At 56.4% G+C, this 15,931-nt stretch carries 16 protein-coding genes and 1 tRNA gene; 12 read left to right on the top strand and 5 right to left on the bottom strand.

Features of this window, described 5'->3' with window-relative positions; translation table 11 throughout:
* The first annotated feature begins 64 nt into the window (after positions 1-64).
* From infA to holA, 4 genes are all read left to right on the top strand, one after another.
* Positions 65-283, top strand: a complete 219-nt coding sequence (infA, locus tag MJO47_RS11110; RefSeq protein WP_225072229.1) for a translation initiation factor IF-1 — start codon at positions 65-67, stop codon at positions 281-283.
* A gap of 158 nt (positions 284-441) precedes the next feature.
* On the top strand, positions 442-2,997 hold the full coding sequence (gene leuS / locus MJO47_RS11115) for a leucine--tRNA ligase (RefSeq protein WP_253961192.1): 2,556 nt from the start codon (positions 442-444) through the stop codon (positions 2,995-2,997).
* Positions 2,994-3,506: an LptE family protein gene (locus MJO47_RS11120; RefSeq protein ID WP_253961193.1), complete on the top strand. Its 513-nt coding sequence runs from the start codon at positions 2,994-2,996 to the stop codon at positions 3,504-3,506. The genes leuS and MJO47_RS11120 overlap by 4 nt, the downstream gene beginning before the upstream one ends.
* A gap of 15 nt (positions 3,507-3,521) precedes the next feature.
* Positions 3,522-4,514: a DNA polymerase III subunit delta gene (holA, locus tag MJO47_RS11125; protein ID WP_253961194.1), complete on the top strand. Its 993-nt coding sequence runs from the start codon at positions 3,522-3,524 to the stop codon at positions 4,512-4,514.
* Between the two features lie 78 nt (positions 4,515-4,592).
* Here the strand turns inward: holA and rpsT are convergent, their stop codons facing one another.
* Complete coding sequence (gene rpsT / locus MJO47_RS11130; RefSeq protein WP_253961195.1) at positions 4,593-4,856, bottom strand: 30S ribosomal protein S20; 264 nt, start codon at positions 4,854-4,856, stop codon at positions 4,593-4,595.
* Between the two features lie 269 nt (positions 4,857-5,125).
* Between rpsT and murJ the strand changes: the two genes are divergently transcribed.
* The 3 genes from murJ to MJO47_RS11145 are packed head-to-tail and all read left to right on the top strand — an operon-like array spanning position 5,126 to position 7,899.
* Positions 5,126-6,697: a murein biosynthesis integral membrane protein MurJ gene (murJ, locus tag MJO47_RS11135; protein WP_253961196.1), complete on the top strand. Its 1,572-nt coding sequence runs from the start codon at positions 5,126-5,128 to the stop codon at positions 6,695-6,697.
* Positions 6,694-7,227: a methylated-DNA--[protein]-cysteine S-methyltransferase gene (locus tag MJO47_RS11140; protein ID WP_253961197.1), complete on the top strand. Its 534-nt coding sequence runs from the start codon at positions 6,694-6,696 to the stop codon at positions 7,225-7,227. The genes murJ and MJO47_RS11140 overlap by 4 nt, the downstream gene beginning before the upstream one ends.
* Positions 7,228-7,251: 24 nt before the next feature.
* The gene (locus MJO47_RS11145; protein ID WP_253961198.1) at positions 7,252-7,899 is read left to right on the top strand and encodes a DUF2238 domain-containing protein; all 648 of its coding nucleotides are present in this window, start codon (positions 7,252-7,254) and stop codon (positions 7,897-7,899) included.
* Here MJO47_RS11145 and MJO47_RS11150 read toward each other — a convergent pair.
* The 4 genes from MJO47_RS11150 to MJO47_RS11165 all read right to left on the bottom strand — a co-directional run bounded on the left by MJO47_RS11150 (position 7,892) and on the right by MJO47_RS11165 (position 12,212).
* Positions 7,892-8,368: a tRNA (cytidine(34)-2'-O)-methyltransferase gene (locus MJO47_RS11150; RefSeq protein ID WP_253961199.1), complete on the bottom strand. Its 477-nt coding sequence runs from the start codon at positions 8,366-8,368 to the stop codon at positions 7,892-7,894. The genes MJO47_RS11145 and MJO47_RS11150 overlap by 8 nt on opposite strands.
* Before the next feature lie 9 nt (positions 8,369-8,377).
* Positions 8,378-9,262 carry a lysophospholipid acyltransferase family protein gene (locus tag MJO47_RS11155; protein ID WP_253961200.1) on the bottom strand — a complete coding sequence of 295 codons (885 nt, stop codon included), beginning with the start codon at positions 9,260-9,262 and terminating at the stop codon, positions 8,378-8,380.
* 173 nt (positions 9,263-9,435) lie between these two features.
* On the bottom strand, positions 9,436-10,722 hold the full coding sequence (locus MJO47_RS11160) for an O-acetylhomoserine aminocarboxypropyltransferase/cysteine synthase family protein (RefSeq protein ID WP_253961201.1): 1,287 nt from the start codon (positions 10,720-10,722) through the stop codon (positions 9,436-9,438).
* Between the two features lie 206 nt (positions 10,723-10,928).
* Entirely contained in the window at positions 10,929-12,212 is a 1,284-nt protein-coding gene (locus tag MJO47_RS11165) for an O-acetylhomoserine aminocarboxypropyltransferase/cysteine synthase family protein (RefSeq protein WP_253961202.1), read from the bottom strand.
* Between the two features lie 198 nt (positions 12,213-12,410).
* Between MJO47_RS11165 and MJO47_RS11170 the strand changes: the two genes are divergently transcribed.
* From MJO47_RS11170 to MJO47_RS11185, 5 genes are all read left to right on the top strand, one after another.
* Positions 12,411-14,081, top strand: coding sequence for an NFACT family protein (locus MJO47_RS11170; RefSeq protein WP_253961203.1), 1,671 nt, complete (start codon positions 12,411-12,413; stop codon positions 14,079-14,081).
* A 79-nt stretch (positions 14,082-14,160) separates the two neighbouring features.
* Positions 14,161-14,247 (top strand) — tRNA-Leu (locus MJO47_RS11175).
* A 98-nt stretch (positions 14,248-14,345) separates the two neighbouring features.
* On the top strand, positions 14,346-14,537 hold the full coding sequence (locus tag MJO47_RS15655) for a DUF6538 domain-containing protein (protein WP_371926671.1): 192 nt from the start codon (positions 14,346-14,348) through the stop codon (positions 14,535-14,537).
* Positions 14,538-14,644: 107 nt separating this feature from the next.
* Positions 14,645-15,295, top strand: coding sequence for a nucleotidyltransferase domain-containing protein (locus MJO47_RS11180; RefSeq protein ID WP_253961204.1), 651 nt, complete (start codon positions 14,645-14,647; stop codon positions 15,293-15,295).
* Complete coding sequence (locus MJO47_RS11185) at positions 15,273-15,695, top strand: hypothetical protein (RefSeq protein ID WP_253961205.1); 423 nt, start codon at positions 15,273-15,275, stop codon at positions 15,693-15,695. Before MJO47_RS11180 ends, MJO47_RS11185 begins: the two co-directional genes overlap by 23 nt.
* Positions 15,696-15,931: the final 236 nt, after the last annotated feature.

The raw sequence follows: 15,931 nt of genomic DNA on the forward strand, positions 1-15,931 counted from the left end.
TTAAATAGCCGGGTTTTGGTACGACCTTTTCACTGTTTTAATTAATTTTTAGATGGAGGCCGTTTTGGCGAAGGAAGAAGCAATAGAAGTCGAGGGATCGGTCATCGAACCGTTGCCTAATGCCATGTTTCGGGTCAAGCTGGATAACGGACATATTGTCCTGGCACACATTTCCGGAAAGATGCGCAAATTTTATATCCGCATTCTGCCTGGTGACCGTGTCACCGTAGAGCTCTCGCCCTACGACCTGACCCGTGGCCGAATCACCTATCGCGAAAAGTAAGCCGTTTTCGCCATCCTCTTGTGGGCAAGGCGGTTTCTCTGCGGCCCGTGCTGGCGCTCTGCGCCAGTGCTGAGCCGTGGTTATTGATTGAAGACAACCATACCGGCGCATGCCGGTATTCCTGTTTTTTCCCCGTGAAGTGACATTTCGGAGGCACTATGGAAGAGCGCTACAACGCCACGACCCTGGAAGGCAAATGGCAGAAGATATGGGAAGAGGAAAAGACCTTTAAGGTCGGAGAATTCTCCGACAAGCCCAAGTATTATCTCCTGGAGATGTTCCCTTATCCGTCGGGTCGTATCCATATGGGCCATGTGCGCAATTATTCTATCGGGGACGTTGTCGCCCGCTTCAAGCGGATGCAGGGGTTCAATGTTCTTCATCCCATGGGGTGGGATGCCTTCGGCATGCCGGCGGAAAACGCCGCCATCCAGCATGGTACCCATCCGGCCAAGTGGACCTATGAGAATATCGCCAACATGCGTTCCCAGTTGAAAAAAATGGGTCTTTCCTACGACTGGGACCGCGAGCTGGCGACCTGTGATGTCGATTACTACAAATGGGAACAGCTCGTCTTTCTCAAGATGTACGAAAAGGGGCTGGCCTACAAAAAGAGTTCATCCGTCAACTGGTGTCCCGAGTGTCAGACGGTTCTGGCCAACGAACAGGTGGAAGAGGGGTGCTGCTGGCGCTGCGACAGCGAGGTGGTGCCCAAGGAACTGGAGCAGTGGTTCTTCAAGACCACCGCTTATGCTCAGGAACTGCTCGACTGCATCGAAGAACTCAAGGGCTGGCCTGAGCCGGTGCTGACCATGCAGAGAAACTGGATCGGCCGCAGCACGGGTTGCGAAATCGATTTTCCGCTGGAAGGATCGCTCAAGAAGATCCGTGTCTTCACCACCCGGCAGGACACGCTGTTCGGGGCGACCTTCATGAGTCTGGCTCCCGAGCATCCGCTCGCTCTTGAGATCGCCACTGCTGACCGGCGTCAGGATGTCGAGGCGTTCATCGCCCGCATCAAGAAGCAGGACAAGATCAAGCGCACCAGCGACGATCTGGATAAAGAGGGTGTTTTTACCGGCGCCTATTGCATCAACCCCGTCAGCAAGAAACGCATGCCGGTCTTTTTGGCCAATTTCGTGCTGATGGATTATGGCACCGGGGCCGTCATGGCCGTTCCCACCCACGACCAGCGCGATTTCGAGTTTGCCCAAAAGTACGACCTCCCCAAAGTCGTGGTCATTCAGCCGCAAGGGGACGCGTTGGCGGCCGAGACCATGACCGAGGCCTGGACTGGTCCGGGACTGATGGTCAACTCCGGTGCTTTTGATGGGCTGGAGAACGAAGCCGCCAAGGAGAAGATTGCCGATTATCTGCAGCAGGAAGGCATTGGCCAAAAGACGGTCAACTATCGTCTCCGCGACTGGGGGGTTTCCCGGCAACGCTACTGGGGTACCCCCATCCCCATCATCTACTGTGACGTCTGTGGTGTTGTTCCCGTGCCCGAACAGGATCTCCCGGTGGTGCTGCCTACCGACGTTGAATTTACCGGCGAGGGGGGAAGCCCTCTGGCCAAAAGTCAGGATTTTGCCCGCGTGACCTGCCCCCAGTGCGGTGAAGTGGCACGGCGGGAATGCGACACCTTCGACACCTTTGTCGAGAGTTCCTGGTATTTTGCCCGCTACACTTGCCCCGATTTTCCTTCCGGTCCCGTCGATAGAGCGGCGGCGGAGTACTGGCTGCCGGTTGATCAATATATTGGCGGAATCGAACATGCGGTCATGCACCTCCTGTACGCCCGCTTTTTTACCAAGGTCCTTCGCGATCTCGGCATGATGAAGGTGGACGAACCCTTCACCAACCTCCTGACACAGGGGATGGTGTGTATGGAAACCCGTTCCTGCCCTGAGCATGGCTGGCTTTATCCTGAAGAAGTCGTCGAAGACAGGTGTACCCGCTGTCAGGCCGAAGCCGTGACCGGCCGCAACGAGAAGATGAGCAAATCCAAAAAGAACGTGGTCGACCCCGACAACCTCATCAGCCGTTATGGCGCCGATACGGCCCGCCTCTTTACCCTTTTTGCCGCTCCTCCCGAAAAAGATCTGGAATGGAACGATCAGGGGGTCGAAGGGTGCTATCGCTTTTTGGGCCGGGTCTGGCGTATTGTCTATGAAAACCATGCCCTGCTGGGCGCTGCCTCCATCGCTCCCGAGCAGGATGGCGCCGCCAGAAATCTGCGCCGGGCGACCCACCGGACGATCAAAAAGGTGACGGAGGATATCGACGGTCGCTTCCACTTCAACACGGCCATTGCCGCTGTCATGGAGTTGGTCAACGCGCTGTACGGCTTTGAGGAAAAGGCGAAATATCCTGGCGCCGTACGTGAAGCCATCGAGGCTGTCCTGCGCCTGCTGTCGCCGTTTGTGCCTCACATCACCGAAGAATTGTGGAGCCTCATCGGTCATCGGGACCGACTCAGTGAGGCGGGCTGGCCCCAGGTAGACGCCGAGGCTTTGGTGGAGGATGAAAAGCTCATTGTCGTGCAGGTCAACGGCAAGGTGCGGGGCAAGATCACGGTCGCGGTAGACGCCGGGGAAGAGGCGATCAAGGCGGCGGCTATTGAAGAGGAAAACGTGGCGCGCTTCATTGAAGGCAAGACGATTCGAAAGATCGTCGTGGTGCCTGGCCGTCTCGTCAGCGTGGTGGTGGCATGAGGTCCGCTCTTCCTTTGCTGGTCCTTTGCCTGCTGGTTCTGGGCGGGTGCGGCTACCAGTTTTCTGAAAAAACCAATCGCTTTTCGGAAGGGGAAAACAGACTATATATCGAACTGTTCGGCAATAAGACAGCTGAGCCTTACCTGGAAGACCTGGTCACCAACGCCGTGGTGACCAGGTTTGCGCGCAAACCCGAGATGGAGATTGTCGAAAGCTGGGATGGCGCCGATGTCGTTTTGACGGGGACAGTGACGGGGTATTCGTCCTCGGCGGTATCCTATGGTCCCGAAGACAGAATCCTTGAGTATCGCGCTACACTTTCCGTTCAGGCGACCCTGCGGCAGGCTGCCGATGGCAAGGCCTTGTGGAAGGGCCGGGTTGTCTGGGATGATGAATACCGCACAAACCCGGACAAAGGAGTCCAGGAAGACCGGGAAAGCGAAATCCAGAGCCTGATCGCCGAACGCGTGGCTGAAGAGTTGTACTTTCGCATCCTTGAAAACTTTTGACCGGGATGAAAAGTTATGACTCATGTTGAACTTTTGCGGGCGGTAGACGATGGCAAGGTGCCCCCACTGATTTTTCTCTATGGGGCGGAAACCTATTTGCGCGACCGCTGCCTGGAGACCCTGCGAGATGCCCTTGTCCCGGCCGAAGCCCGTGATTTCAATTTGACCGTTTATTATGGCAAGGACGCCCCCGTCGAAAATATTCTCGATGCTGCCCAGACCTTCCCGGTTTTTGCCGCCCGTCGTCTGATTATCATCAAGGATGCTCAACTTCTGTCTGCAGCACAACTGGACCTTTTTCTTCCCTATCTGCAGGATGCCGTCCCTGAAACCGTGCTGATCTTCGTCGCCGACAAGATCGATGCCCGGCGAAAGTTTTTCCAGGAATTTAAAAAACACGGTGAGCTGGTTGAATTCAAGCCACTCTACGACAATCAAATCCCGGCCTTCGTCAAGAACCACGTCAGGGAAGCGAAAAAGAGCTTCACGGAAGAAGGATTAGCCCTCTTCTGCCGCCGGGTAGGCACCAATCTTCAGGAAATTGATGCCGAATTGAGCAAGCTTTACGGGTATGTCGGGGAGGGTCGTTTAATTGATGTGGCCGAAGTGAAGGCGGTTGTCTCCGATACCCGGGTGGACACGGTCTTTGATCTGGGCAATGCGCTGGGAAAACGCCAGACTGGGGAAGCCCTGCGATATTTGCGACGTCTGCAAGAGGATGGCGTCGCTTCTTTAGTCCTGTTGACCATGTTGGCGCGTCATTACAGGAACCTCTGGAAAATCAGGGAGCTTCTTGACCAGAACGTGCCGCGCCGGGATATCCCCCGACAGGTAGGCGTCAATCCTTATTTCGCCGATGGCCTGATCGCCCAGGCGGGCTTTTTTTCCGCGGGACAATATCGTCGCATATTTGAACTGTTTCTACAGACGGATGTGGCTCTTAAATCAAGTGGCGCCAATGCGGAAGCACTTATGGAAGAGCTGGTGCTTAACGTGATGGGGGCCTGAGTATCAGCATAGCGCATAAAAAAAGGGGGGGCTAAGGCCCCCCCTTTGGGTTTGATCTGCACACGGGCTGGTCTTCTCTTAGCCCATGGTGTTGACAAGCTTGCTCAGACGGGAGATCTTACGGCTGGCTGTAGCCTTATGAATGACCCCCTTGGTGGAGGCTTTGTCGATAAAAGGCACGGCCTGTGCCAGGGCTGCTTTGGCCGCTTCCGCATCACCGGCGGCTACAGCTTCACGGACCTTCTTGACAAAGGTTCTCATGGACGAGCGGATGTGCGTGTTGCGGGCGTTGCGGACGGCGTTCTGACGATTTCTTTTCAGCGCGGACTTGTGATTTGCCAAGGTTCTATCCTCCAGTGATTCTTTTGTATTAATGTTGCTTGCGAAGGCCCGTTTATAGCACTCTCTATGACGGGATGTCAATATAAAAAATAGTTAATGTAATTAACAAAATGCCAGTATATCAAGTGGTTGTGTCTGTAAATCTTTGGATTAATAAAAAATAATACCTGCTGTAGCCTCTTTGTGGCAGTATGAGACCCCTCGGGAAGGCAGGCCCAGGCCTGATACGGACGCCCTGGGAGATGAACGACGACAGACAGGCGAGCATCATGTCAGAAAAAAGACACATTTCCAGGGCAACGGGGATTATGGGTCTGGCTACCGGCCTGAGCCGTATCGGCGGGTTGGTGCGCGATATGGTGGTAGCCGGCTTTTTCGGAGCGGGATTCGCGACCGACGCCTTTTTCATGGCCTTCACCATCCCCAATCTGCTGCGCCGATTTTTCGCCGAAGGGTCTTTGACTGCGGCCTTTGTCCCCACTTTTTCCGATGTTCTGCATAGGGAAGGGCCAGAAGAAGCCCGGCGTGTCGCCTCTATCTGCTGGACGCTGCTGCTGCTCGTACTCACCCTGGTGACCCTGGCCGGTGTGCTTGGCTCTCCCTATATCGTACGCTTTATCGGCTTCGGGTTTGGCAGCATCGAGGGAAAACTGGCCTTGACCGATTACCTGAATCGGATCATGTTCCCCTATATCTTTTTCGTCAGTCTGCTGGCGTTGCTTACCGGGATCCTCAACGTCCACGGCCGCTATTTCTGGCCCTCCGTCTCGCCGCTGGTGCTCAATATCGCCATGGTTCTGAGCGCGATCTTCCTCTCCCCTCTGTTCGAGGTGCCTATCACCGCCCTGGCGGTCGGGGTTCTACTTGGCGGCCTGCTACAGCTCCTCATGCAGTTCCCGGCCCTCAAGGCGACGGAGATCCGCCTGCGCCTCGATTTCTCTTTTTCCCATCCGGCGGTACGCCGTATCGCCTCGCTGATGCTGCCGGGAATAGCCGGGGTGGCCATCTATCAGATCAACGTCGTCCTCACGCGTCTGCTGGCCTCCTTCTTGCCTGAAGGAAGCGTCTCCTACCTTTATTATGGTCAGCGTCTTTTTGAATTTCCGCAAGGGATCTTTATTGTTTCCCTGGCCCAGGCCGTGCTTCCTTCCATGAGCCGTCAGGCCTCCCTTGGGGATATGGACGGACTCAAGGAGTCGCTGCGATTTGCCCTCATCCTGATCGCCCTGTTTACCCTGCCGGCGGCGGTCGGTCTGCTGTTGTGTGCAGTGCCTGTCTTCAGCCTGTTTTTCATGTCCGGCGCTTTCGGTTTCGAGGAAGTCCGCCAGTCTGCTCTGGCCCTGGCCTTTTATGCACCGGGGCTCTTTTTCCTCGGCATTAGCCGTGTGGTGGTTCCCGCTTTCTATGCCATGAAGAATACCCGCACCCCCGTCTGGATATCCTTCTGGACCCTGCTGGTCAATGCCGGCCTGGGCCTGGCTCTCATGGGGCCTTTCAAGCACCTCGGTTTGGCACTGGCCCTGACCCTTTCCTCTGTTTTCAACGGTGCTCTGCTGCTGTGGATGCTACGGCGGGTGGCCGGTCCGCTTGGATTGATGCCTGTTATCACGAATTTGCTGCGTCTGATTCCCGTTACGCTGCTCATGGGAATCGTGGTCTGGAGCATTTTACAATTCGGTCCCTGGACTGAGGCTGGCCGGCACGGACTCAAGGCGGCGGTTCTCTTCGCCGCAGTAAGTACAGGGATGTTGGTGTACGGAGTCGGTTGCATGGTGGTACGCATACCCCAAGCCGCCGAGGCCTATGCGTTGATTCGGCGCAAGCTTGGGAGGCGAGTATGACTCTGAGAAGCGAAAATATCTTTTTTGCTCTGATGAACTCCCCGGTGGGAGTGATTGGACTTGTCGAGGATCAAGACAGCCTTGTGGAGATTGTCTTTCAATCAGACCCGGCTATCATAAGGGAGCAGATTCTCCGCCAATACCCTCAGGCCAGAGAACAAGAAAGTGCGCTTTTGCAAAATGCGAGAGAACAGCTGCACGACTATTTTGAAGGACGTCGGCGGCATTTTGAGTTGCCTCTCGATATGGCGAATCTGCCGGCCTTCACCCGCAAGGTGTTGACCCTGTTGTCGGGGGTGGACTACGGTCGCACCCTGACCTACGGCGAACTGGCGGCGCTGGCCGGCTCTCCCCAGGCGGCGCGGGCCGTCGGGCGGGCCATGGCCACCAATCCTTTCCCCATCATCGTCCCCTGTCATCGGGTCGTCGGAGGGGGCGGCAGGCTGACAGGCTATTCGGGGGGGCAGGGCTTGAGTACGAAGCAATGGCTGCTCGAGTTTGAAAAACAGCAGGCCGGGGAAGAGGGGTAAATCGTCTTTTGGGCAGGAGCAGCGATGGCGACGTCAACCAGAGACAGGGTCCTTCATCTTTTTCTGCTAGCCAGTCTGCTGGCTCTGCTGGTTTGGTCCGTCATCGAGCCGGCCGACATTTTTATCTGGATTCTCGAAGCCTTTCCGGCCATTGTCGCCCTGATCGTCCTTCTTTTGACCTATCGCACCTTCCGTTTGACCAATCTCGCCTATGTTCTTGTCTGGCTGCATGCCGCCATCCTGATTGTCGGCAGTCACCACACCTATGCCGAGGTGCCCCTGTTCAACTGGCTGCAGGACACCTACGATCTGCAGCGCAACTACTACGACCGTGTCGGGCACCTGGCCCAGGGCTTCGTCCCGGCCATTGTGGCCCGGGAAATCCTCCTGCGTACCTCGCCCCTGCGGCCGGGTGGCTGGCTCTTTTTCCTGGTCACCTGCGTCTGTCTGGCTATCAGCGCCTTTTATGAGCTGGTCGAATGGTGGATGTCCGTCCTTACCGGCACCGCCGCCGACGCTTTTCTCTCTCTGCAAGGGGATATCTGGGATACACAGTGGGATATGTTCTGGGCGTTGGTGGGGGCGGTCGCGGCTTTGCTGTTGCTGTCCCGCTGGCATGACCGGGCGCTGGCCCGCCTGGGCCGCGGTGAGGAGAAAAGATCCGTCAGCTGAGGCGTCCCGCCTGCCGCAGGGCCTCGTACAGTACGATCCCCGCCGCTGTCGACAGGTTCAGACTGCGCACATCCGGCGAGAAGATCGGGATGCGAAGGGTGTTTTCGCTGTTTTGTTCGAGCAGTTCCTCCGGCAGTCCTTCCGTTTCTTTTCCGAAAACAATAAAATCTCCGGGCCGGAACTCGGCCTGCACGTAGGAGCGTGTCGCCTTTTTTGAGGTGTACCAAAAGCGGCCCTCGGGGAAAGCCTGCTGCAGGTCCGCCAGCGCTGGCCAGCGCTGCAGCTTGACGGCTGGCCAGTAGTCGAGACCGGCTCGCTTGAGGTACTTGTCGTCAAGGGAAAAGCCGAGCTTGCCCACCAGATGCAGGTGGGTGCCGGTGGCCGCGCACAGGCGGGCGATGTTGCCGGTGTTGGGCGGAATTTCGGGCTCGATGAGCACAATATGAAAAGGGAGGGGCGGTGCAGTCATAAGGATGGCTCAAGCCCGCCAACGCTTATGGACCCAGAACCACTGGGTGATCTTTTTGCGCACGGCGGCTTCGATGTGGTCGGTGAGAATCTGGGTGTTGCGCCGAGCCGCCTCTTCGCTATTGTCCTTGTCGAAGAGCAGCATCGGTTCGAAGACGATGTCGTAGTGATTGTCGTCCTTGCGATAGGAAAAAGCCGGTACCACCGGGGTTCCCAGCTTCATGGCGATCTGGCTGATAATCGGGGTGGTATAGGCCGGCCGCCCGAAAAAGTCGACCTTGATGCCGGCGGGGGGGGAGATGTGCTGGTCCAGCAATATAGCGACGGCCCGCTGTTCTCCCAACGCTTTGACGATGCGGCGGGCACCGTGCTTGGCCTCGATCACCTGGCCGCCGCCAGCCTCGCGGAGCCTTCTGAAATAGGCGTCGATATACGGATTTTTCATCTTCTTGGCGACAAAGTCGACGGGAACGCCGAGGCGGGGCAGAAAGAAGGTTCCCACTTCCCAGAACCCGAGATGGCCCGTGAGGATGAACAGCCCTTTCCCTAGCGCCTGCGCTTCCTGCAGATTTTCCAGCCCATGGAACGTGAAATATTCTTTTACATCCTCGTCGGTGCGGAACTGATCGAGCTGCAACATCTCCATGCCGCTTTTGCCTAAATGGCGAAACATATCGTCGATCGTCTGCTGCAGGTCGGCCGCGGACATGTCGGGGAAGGCCTGAAGCAGATTGTCCCGCGCCTGCTTGGCGCGCTTGGGCAACAGATACTGGCTGAGCCAGCCCAGCTGAGCACCCAGACCCAGCGCGACATTGCGGGGAAGCACCCGGGCCAGAAAGGCTAGGGGGAGAAAGAGAATATACTCAAGGCGATTTTTGAAAAAACGTTTTTTCATAGGCCGTTGCATCAGGGAATTGAGGGGATAGAAGCGGCAGGGAGCTTAGCATGGGCGGGCGAGATTGGCAATAAAAACGGGGTAGGGTGGCAGGTGTTTCGTGGGTTCGCCGGCATCCTGCCCATTGTCCTGTCAAGGCAGGATGCCGGTGATTGGAGCAAACCGCCTCACCGCTAGGTGCGGGCCGCTTGCAGGGCCTGGTCAAAGTCGGCCAGGATATCCTCAATGCTTTCGATGCCGACGGAGACCCGGATATAATCGGACGTCACCCCGGCGGACTGCTGTTCTTCGGGGGTAAGCTGCTGGTGGGTGGTTGAGGCCGGATGGATCACCAGGGTTTTGGCGTCGCCGACATTGGCCAGGTGGCTGGCAAGCTGCACATGATCGATAAAGCGTGCCGCCGCCTCTTTGCCCCCCTTGATGCCAAAGCCGAGGATGGCGCCCTGGCCCTGGGGCAGGTACTGGCGGGCGCGTTCATGGTCGGGATGGCTGGGCAGTCCCGGATAGTTGACCCAAGCCACGTCGGGATGCTGCTCCAGGTGGCGGGCCAGGGCCAGCGCGTTTTCACAGTGGCGCGGCATGCGCAGGTGCAGGGTCTCAATGCCCTGGAGAATCTGAAAGCTGTTGAACGGTGAGATGCTGGGCCCCAGGTCACGCAGCAGGGTCAGGCGCATCTTCAGGATAAACGCTTGTGCTCCCAGGGCGGGGTAATAGGCGAGGCCGTGGTAGCTCGGGTCGGGTGTGGTGAACTCGGGGAAGCGTCCGTTGTCCCAGTCGAAATTGCCCAGATCGACGACGGCGCCGCCGATGCTGGTGCCATGGCCGCCGATGAACTTGGTCAGCGAATAGCAGACGATGTTGGCTCCATGCTCGACGGGACGGAAAAGAACCGGTGTCGCCACCGTGTTGTCGACAATCAGGGGAACGCCATTTTCCCGGGCGATGGTGCCGATGGTCGCGAACTCAATGACGCAATTTTTGGGGTTGGGGATGGTCTCCAGAAAAATCCCCCGCGTCCGTTCATCGATGAGAGCCGGCAAGGTCTCGGGGGTGGCCGGGTCGAAAAAACGCACACCGATGCCGAAGCGGCGCAGAGTGTGGTTGAACAGATTGTAGGTGCCGCCATAAAGGTGACTGGAGGCGATGATATTGTCGCCGGCGCTGGCCAGATTGAGGATGGTCAGGCTGATGGCCGCCGAACCCGAGGCCATCGCCAGGGCACCGCTGCCGCCGTCCATCTCCGCCAGTCGCTGTTCCAGCACGTCGGTGGTGGGATTCATGATGCGGGTATAGATGTTTCCCTGCTGCTCCAGGGAAAAAAGCCCGGCGGCATGCGCGGTGGAATCAAAGGTGTAGGATGTTGTCTGGTAAATCGGCACCGCCCGTGAGCGGGTGGTGGGATCCGGTTTCTGGCCGCCATGCAGGGCCTGTGTGCCAATTCCTCTTTTGATCTCGGACATTTCAACCTCCAGGCAAAATGGTCTGGGCCAACAGCGTATGAATCCCTGAAATATTACTTCGTTTCGGGGCGCTGTAAACCCTATGGAAACGATAAAGAATGTCTGGATAAATATCAGAAAAAATATCGGAAAGCAAATGCCCAGTGAGAGAACAAAAAAAACGGGCCCGTAAAGGCCCGTTTTAAAGAAAACATGAGGAGGAAAGCTTATTTTTGGCTGGCCTGCAGGGCCTGTTCGACATCGGCAATAATGTCGTCGATGTGTTCAATGCCGACGGAAAGGCGGATGAGGTCGGGGGACACACCCGAAGCCCGTTGCTGTTCCGGGGTGAGCTGACGATGGGTGGTGCTGGCGGGGTGCAGGACACAAGAGCGGGCGTCCCCGACGTGTACGACCAGGGCGATAAGCTTGGTGCTCTCCATGAATTTGATGCCGGCCTCTTTCCCCCCCTTGATGCCGAAGGTCAGCACGCCGCTGGCTCCCTTGGGCAGGTATTTCTGGGCTCGGCTGTAGCTGGGATGGCTGGGTAGACCGGGGTAGTTGACCCAGGTGACGTCAGCATGCTCCTCCAGGTACTGAGCGAGTTTCAGGGCATTGTAGCTGTGCCGTTCCATGCGCAGCGCGACGGTTTCGAGGCCGAGATTGTTCAGAAAAGAATTCAGCGGTGCCGGCGTGGTGCCGATGTCGCGCATCAGTTGCGCCCGAGCCTTGATGATATAAGCCAGCGGACCGAACTTTTCCACGTAGCGCAGACCGTGGTAGCTGGAATCGGGCTCCGTCAGTTCCGGGTATTTTCCCGAGCTCCAGTCGAAGGTGCCGCTGTCTACAATGACGCCGCCGACGCTGGTGGCGTGGCCGTCGATATATTTGGTGGTGGAGTGGATGACGATATGGGCGCCGTGCTCGAAAGGGCGGCACAGGTAAGGGGTGCCGAAGGTGTTGTCGATGATGAGAGGAACCCTCATCTCCTTGGCCAGGGCGGAGAATTTTTCGAAATCGAGCACATTCAGGCCGGGGTTACCGATAGTTTCGGCAAAGATGGCACGGGTTTCGGCGCGGAAGTGCTTCTTGAGTTCGTCCAGGGGCGCCTCGGGGTCGACAAAGGTGACCTCAATCCCCATCTTGGGCAGGGTGTTGGCAAAGAGAGAGTAGGTGCCACCGTACAGGGTGCTGGCCGAGATGATGTGCTGGCCGGACCGGCAGATATTGAGGATGGAGAGCGTCGAGGCGGCCTGGCCAGCCGAGGTCGCCAGCGCGCCGACGCCTCCTTCCATGGCGGCAATCTTGCCTTCGAAGGCCGACGTCGTCGGGTTGCCGAGGCGGGTGTAAAAAGGATCGGCGGCATCCAGATCGAACAGTTTGGCCACATGTTCGGCGCTGTCGTATTTAAAAGTCGTGCTCTGCACGATAGGGACGATACGCGGTTCCGTAGCCTTGGGGCTGTAGCCCGCCTGAATGGCCAAGGTCTCTAGTTTCCAATTTTTGTCCATAGTGGACCTCCCTTTTACGAAGATGGGTCTGATGTCAGGTAATGCGCAGGTCGGATATGATAGCAGATTGAGAGTGTTTTTAAATGAAAAACTTGAGTGCCCTGGGTGACTTGGTTATCCTCAGTGCAACGGCTCTAGTAACCAGGTGGTCAAAGCCCGACGGCTCATCTTCCGGAAAAGGCGGAATACGACGTGAACATGGATAATTTTGCCATCGCGGCCATGGTGCGGGAATTGGAGGAACTCCTTCCCGGCGCCCTGATTCGTAAGATTTATCAGCCGGATGCCGAGAATATCATCCTGCGGCTCTGGAACCGACACGGCGACCGGCGCCTTCTCCTTTCCACCGCCCCTCGCGTTAGTCGTCTGCATCTTACCGAAAAAACCTTCCCCAATCCCGCCTCACCGCCGCGTTTTTGTCAGTTGCTGCGGGCGCGACTTCGCCGGCTGCTTGCCATCGAGCAGATTCCCGGCGAACGGGTGGTACAGCTGACCTTCGCCGGCGAGGAGGACAACCCGTATCGGCTGATGGCCGAACTGCTGGGCGGGCGCAGTAACCTGATTCTGGTCGATGCTCATGATTGCATTGTCGATTGTCTTAAACGCGAAACCCGCGCTGTCGGCGAGCGCGCACTCATGCCGGGAAATCCCTACCATCTGCCCGAAGCCCGTCCGCGTACGCTGCTGGCCGATGTATCCCTGCAGGTTCCCGAGGCTTTTTGGCAGGCCGATGAATTTGAGGGTTGGCTCAAGCGGGAAATCGCCCCCATGACCCCTCTGGTGGCACGCGATCTGGCGGCGGGAGTCCGTCTTGGCTTGCCCGCCAAGGAGGTTTTGGAGTCCTTTCGTCAGCGCTGGCTTTTGGCGCCGCTTGTCCCCCAGATAGTGGAGATCGAAGGCCGCTCGTTGCTGCTTCCCTTCGATGTGCAATTTTTGGAGGTGAGCCGCCAGCGCCCCTTTGCCAGCTTTGCAGCCGCCGCCGACTGTTTTTATGGCGAGCTGGAAGGTGCCGAGGGAAACGCCGGCGGCCAGGAAGAGATGCAGGAGGCGCTGCGGCGAGGGCTTCGGCGCGTTGACAGGCTCTTGCAGAAACTCGAGCAGGAAAAGGAGAGTCTGGGCGGGCTTGAGCGGCAACGGCAGCTCGGCGAACTGTTGGTAGCCAACCTCTATCGAATCCGGCGTGGCATGGAAACTGTTACCGTGGAAGATTATCACGCCGAACCACCCCGTCCGGTTACCATAGGGCTTGATCCTTTACTCTCGCCGCAGGAAAATGCCGAGCGTTATTTTCGCCGCGTTAAGAAAGGCAAGCGGGGGGAAGTTCATCTTGTGCGGCGACGGGAAGAAGCCCGACAGCAAAAAGAGTGGCTGCAGGAAATGCTCTATGCTCTCGAAGAGGCGGATACAGCCGAGGAACTCACCGCTATCCGTGCGGAATTGGAAGAGGCCGGGGTGATTCGGCCCAATGAACGCTGGCGGGCCAGCCGTCGCCCCGGCGACCCCAAGGAGCAGGTGCGTCGGCTGCAGAGTCCCGGCGATTTTACCATCTGCTGGGGGAAGAACAACCGCACCAACGACTATGTCAGTCGTCACCTGACCGCCGCCGACGATCTGTGGTTTCATGCCCGGGATATGCCGGGCGCCCACGTCGTTCTCAAAAGGGGACAGCATGCTGGCGATATTCCGACGGAAGACCTGCTTTTCGCCGCCCGTATCGCCGCCGGCTATTCACGAGGCAAAGACGCCATTAAAGTCGAGGTGATGGTCGCCGAAGGGAAGGCTGTGCACAAACCGAAAGGCGCGCGCCCGGGACTGGTGACGGTCAGCCGTTTTACCTCCGTGCTGGTGCCCCCTTTGCGGCCTCTATAGTTTTTCGGCCGCCCTCTTTTTTTGTGTTTTTTTTTGTTGCATTGGCCAAATCCTTTTGTTATAAAAGCGCACGTTTCAAGCCGAAGTGGTGGAATTGGTAGACACGCTAGGTTCAGGGTCTAGTGGGAGTAGTCCCGTGGGAGTTCGAGTCTCCCCTTCGGCACCAAGTAATAATTAGCTTGTTAAATCAAGCATTTATAAATCCAACTCATCATGTGTGATTCCAGTTGTGATACTGCTGGTTACCCTTGGAGAGTTGGATTTATGCTTTTGTACCTGTGGAAACGTAACAGTACTTACTATTACCGCATCAAGATCCCTTCTGACCTCTCGCAGTACTTCCCCATAAACCTTCTTAGAATATCTTTCAAGACCAGACATTTCCGATGCAGTAAAAACTGCAGCGCTAACGTCCACCCCCCCTGTTCAGAATACGTTTGTTCTCTAACGTACTGAAGCTCTACCTCCAGAGAGGATAAATGTCCTGATAGCGTCACACCGTGCGCTCAATGATGCAAAGGCTTTGCGAACAGGTTCGCTGTCTGAGTCCATGAAATATTTTCTTGCCAGAACCCAAAATGGGAACTATAGTACCCAATATGGGAACGAAAAATGATGAGACATACAGTCTGGGTGATGTGCTCTTCTCCAAGACACAAAGGCAGATACTGAGTCTTTTGTTCGGACGACCCGATAAGAGCTTCTATGCCAAGGAGATAGTGCGCCTGGCGGGAGTTGGGACTGGGACTGTCCAGCGGGAACTGGAAAAGTTTTCAGCAGTGGGGTTGCTGACTGTCGAGCAGATCGGCAACCAGAAGCATTATCGAGCCAACGATCAGGCGCCAATTTTTGAAGAGTTGCGAGGCATTGTCCAGAAGACGTTTGGTTTGGCGGATGTACTTAGGGAAGCCCTTGCAGGTTACGCTGACAAAATAAAGCTGGCCTTTATCTACGGTTCGGTCGCCAAAGAAGCGGACCACGCCAGCAGCGATATCGACGTCCTGGTCATCTCAAACGAGCTGTCTTACTCTGAGGTTTTGGATCTATTTGATTTTGCAGAAATAAGGCTAGGGCGGAAAGTCAATCCGACGATATACAAGATTGAAGAGTTTCAGAACAAGCTGATGTCAGACAATAACTTCATCAAGCGCATCATTGACCAGTCGAAAATATTCGTGATCGGATCAGAAAATGACATCCCTACAACTCGATAATCTGGTCAGAACGAATAAACTGAAAGCCGAACCCGGCGATCAGGGTGAATTCGATGGGTTGGTCAAGTCCGGGCGTGCTCGTCTGCACGACGCACGTAACGAAAGCCTGGCCCTCGAGAGTCGATTTGACCTGGCATATAATGCGTCCCACGCGCTTTCTCTGGCCGCACTACGCTGGCAGGGTTACCGGTCGGATAGCCGGTATATCGTCTTCCAGTGTTTGACACATACCTTGGGGCTAGAAGCAAAGGTCTGGAGGGTGCTGGACCATTGTCATCACATGCGCAATCGTGGTGAATACGAGGGGTATCTGGACATCAATAAACAACTGGTCGATGACCTGATCAAAGCGGCAGAGGTCGTTCTCGCCGAAGTTGATAAACTGGGGCCTGTTTGCTAGGCTCAGGTCAAATCGGTCGATAGGCCACAGGGGAGCGTTATTGCCGCCTGCCAGGCATGTCTGGAAAATAGCGGAAAATGGTTGCAAATCAGGGTAATTTCGCTGCAATTTGATATGTGGTTGCATTTATAAGTTTCTGGAATTGCAAAAGAAAATATTGTAGGCAGAGTCTCTCTTTTTGGCGCCAAGTAAGAATTAGCTTGTTAAATCAAGAAGTTATGAATCCAACACATCAT

This window comes from Desulfuromonas sp. KJ2020 (genome assembly GCF_024197615.1).
GTDB lineage: Bacteria > Desulfobacterota > Desulfuromonadia > Desulfuromonadales > SZUA-540 > SZUA-540.

What these genes read in the sequence shown, in the direction of transcription:
- leuS (WP_253961192.1), top strand. Translation starts at nt 442, where the DNA reads ATGGAAGAGCGCTACAACGCCACGACCCTGGAAGGCAAATGGCAGAAG.
- MJO47_RS11120 (WP_253961193.1), top strand. Translation starts at nt 2,994, where the DNA reads ATGAGGTCCGCTCTTCCTTTGCTGGTCCTTTGCCTGCTGGTTCTGGGC.
- holA (WP_253961194.1), top strand. Translation starts at nt 3,522, where the DNA reads ATGACTCATGTTGAACTTTTGCGGGCGGTAGACGATGGCAAGGTGCCC.
- murJ (WP_253961196.1), top strand. Translation starts at nt 5,126, where the DNA reads ATGTCAGAAAAAAGACACATTTCCAGGGCAACGGGGATTATGGGTCTG.
- MJO47_RS11140 (WP_253961197.1), top strand. Translation starts at nt 6,694, where the DNA reads ATGACTCTGAGAAGCGAAAATATCTTTTTTGCTCTGATGAACTCCCCG.
- MJO47_RS11145 (WP_253961198.1), top strand. Translation starts at nt 7,252, where the DNA reads ATGGCGACGTCAACCAGAGACAGGGTCCTTCATCTTTTTCTGCTAGCC.
- MJO47_RS11150 (WP_253961199.1), bottom strand. Translation starts at nt 8,368, where the DNA reads ATGACTGCACCGCCCCTCCCTTTTCATATTGTGCTCATCGAGCCCGAA.
- MJO47_RS11155 (WP_253961200.1), bottom strand. Translation starts at nt 9,262, where the DNA reads ATGAAAAAACGTTTTTTCAAAAATCGCCTTGAGTATATTCTCTTTCTC.
- MJO47_RS11160 (WP_253961201.1), bottom strand. Translation starts at nt 10,722, where the DNA reads ATGTCCGAGATCAAAAGAGGAATTGGCACACAGGCCCTGCATGGCGGC.
- MJO47_RS11165 (WP_253961202.1), bottom strand. Translation starts at nt 12,212, where the DNA reads ATGGACAAAAATTGGAAACTAGAGACCTTGGCCATTCAGGCGGGCTAC.
- MJO47_RS11170 (WP_253961203.1), top strand. Translation starts at nt 12,411, where the DNA reads ATGGATAATTTTGCCATCGCGGCCATGGTGCGGGAATTGGAGGAACTC.
- MJO47_RS15655 (WP_371926671.1), top strand. Translation starts at nt 14,346, where the DNA reads ATGCTTTTGTACCTGTGGAAACGTAACAGTACTTACTATTACCGCATC.
- MJO47_RS11185 (WP_253961205.1), top strand. Translation starts at nt 15,273, where the DNA reads ATGACATCCCTACAACTCGATAATCTGGTCAGAACGAATAAACTGAAA.